At 52.5% G+C, this 2,676-nt stretch carries 1 rRNA gene; it reads left to right on the top strand.

From position 1 onward, the window contains the following. A 23S ribosomal RNA gene (locus M2371_RS21570) occupies nucleotides 1–2,553 on the top strand; the annotation flags it as partial. Nucleotides 2,554–2,676: the final 123 nt, after the last annotated feature.

Raw genomic sequence — 2,676 nt, 5'->3', positions numbered from 1 at the left:
CTGTGAACTCGAAGAGTAGGGCGGGACACGTGGTATCCTGTCTGAATATGGGGGGACCATCCTCCAAGGCTAAATACTCCTGACTGACCGATAGTGAACCAGTACCGTGAGGGAAAGGCGAAAAGAACCCCGGCGAGGGGAGTGAAACAGAACCTGAAACCGTGTACGTACAAGCAGTGGGAGCCTCTTTTATGGGGTGACTGCGTACCTTTTGTATAATGGGTCAGCGACTTATATTCTGTAGCAAGGTTAACCGTATAGGGGAGCCGCAGGGAAACCGAGTCTTAACTGGGCGTTAAGTTGCAGGGTATAGACCCGAAACCCGGTGATCTAGCCATGGGCAGGTTGAAGGTTGGGTAACACTAACTGGAGGACCGAACCGACTAATGTTGAAAAATTAGCGGATGACTTGTGGCTGGGGGTGAAAGGCCAATCAAACCGGGAGATAGCTGGTTCTCCCCGAAAGCTATTTAGGTAGCGCCTCGTGAACTCATCTTCGGGGGTAGAGCACTGTTTCGGCTAGGGGGCCATCCCGGCTTACCAACCCGATGCAAACTACGAATACCGAAGAATGTTATCACGGGAGACACACGGCGGGTGCTAACGTCCGTCGTGAAGAGGGAAACAACCCAGACCGCCAGCTAAGGTCCCAAAGTCATGGTTAAGTGGGAAACGATGTGGGAAGGCACAGACAGCCAGGATGTTGGCTTAGAAGCAGCCATCATTTAAAGAAAGCGTAATAGCTCACTGGTCGAGTCGGCCTGCGCGGAAGATGTAACGGGGCTAAACCATGCACCGAAGCTGCGGCAGCGACGCTTATGCGTTGTTGGGTAGGGGAGCGTTCTGTAAGCCGTTGAAGCTGGACTGTGAGGTCTGGTGGAGGTATCAGAAGTGCGAATGCTGACATAAGTAACGATAAAGCGGGTGAAAAACCCGCTCGCCGGAAGACCAAGGGTTCCTGTCCAACGTTAATCGGGGCAGGGTGAGTCGACCCCTAAGGCGAGGCCGAAAGGCGTAGTCGATGGGAAACAGGTTAATATTCCTGTACTCGGTGTTACTGCGAAGGGGGGACGGAGAGGGCTATGTTAGCCGGGCGACGGTTGTCCCGGTTTAAGCATGTAGGCGGAGAGTTTAGGTAAATCCGGACTCTTATCTAACGCTGAGGTGTGATGACGAGGCACTACGGTGCTGAAGTAACAAATGCCGCACTTCCAGGAAAAGCCTCTAAGCATCAGGTAACAACGAATCGTACCCCAAACCGACACAGGTGGTCAGGTAGAGAATACCAAGGCGCTTGAGAGAACTCGGGTGAAGGAACTAGGCAAAATGGTGCCGTAACTTCGGGAGAAGGCACGCTGTCGGTAGGTGAAACCCCTCGCGGGTGGAGCTGAAGGCAGTCGAAGATACCAGCTGGCTGCAACTGTTTATTAAAAACACAGCACTGTGCAAACACGAAAGTGGACGTATACGGTGTGACGCCTGCCCGGTGCCGGAAGGTTAATTGATGGGGTTAAGCGCAAGCTGAAGCTCTTGATCGAAGCCCCGGTAAACGGCGGCCGTAACTATAACGGTCCTAAGGTAGCGAAATTCCTTGTCGGGTAAGTTCCGACCTGCACGAATGGCGTAATGATGGCCAGGCTGTCTCCACCCGAGACTCAGTGAAATTGAAATCGCTGTGAAGATGCAGTGTACCCGCGGCAAGACGGAAAGACCCCGTGAACCTTTACTATAGCTTGACACTGAACATTGAGCCTTGATGTGTAGGATAGGTGGGAGGCTTTGAAGTGTGGACGCCAGTCTGCATGGAGCCAACCTTGAAATACCACCCTTTAATGTTTGATGTTCTAACGTAGACCCGTGATCCGGGTTGCGGACAGTGTCTGGTGGGTAGTTTGACTGGGGCGGTCTCCTCCTAAAGCGTAACGGAGGAGCACGAAGGTTAGCTAATCACGGTCGGACATCGTGAGGTTAGTGCAAAGGCATAAGCTAGCTTGACTGCGAGAGTGACGGCTCGAGCAGGTGCGAAAGCAGGTCTTAGTGATCCGGTGGTTCTGAATGGAAGGGCCATCGCTCAACGGATAAAAGGTACTCCGGGGATAACAGGCTGATACCGCCCAAGAGTTCATATCGACGGCGGTGTTTGGCACCTCGATGTCGGCTCATCACATCCTGGGGCTGAAGTAGGTCCCAAGGGTATGGCTGTTCGCCATTTAAAGTGGTACGCGAGCTGGGTTTAGAACGTCGTGAGACAGTTCGGTCCCTATCTGCCGTGGGCGCTGGAGAATTGAGGGGGGCTGCTCCTAGTACGAGAGGACCGGAGTGGACGCATCACTGGTGTTCGGGTTGTCATGCCAATGGCATTGCCCGGTAGCTAAATGCGGAAAAGATAAGCGCTGAAAGCATCTAAGCGCGAAACTTGCCCCGAGATGAGTTCTCCCTGACCCTTTAAGGGTCCTGAAGGAACGTTGAAGACTACGACGTTGATAGGCTGGGTGTGTAAGCGTAGCGATACGTTGAGCTAACCAGTACTAATGATCCGTGAGGCTTAACCTTACAACACCGAAGGTGTTTTGGTTGAGAGACTAAGATATTTGATTTTCAGCTTGAACCGAGATTTTAAGTCAATGGTTGTGTGAATAACATGACGGTTGATGAAACAGAATATGCCTGGCGGCA

It is taken from the genome of Buttiauxella sp. BIGb0471 (assembly GCF_024807715.1).
GTDB lineage: Bacteria > Pseudomonadota > Gammaproteobacteria > Enterobacterales > Enterobacteriaceae > Buttiauxella > Buttiauxella agrestis.
This window is presented reverse-complemented; position numbering and strand designations above follow the sequence as displayed.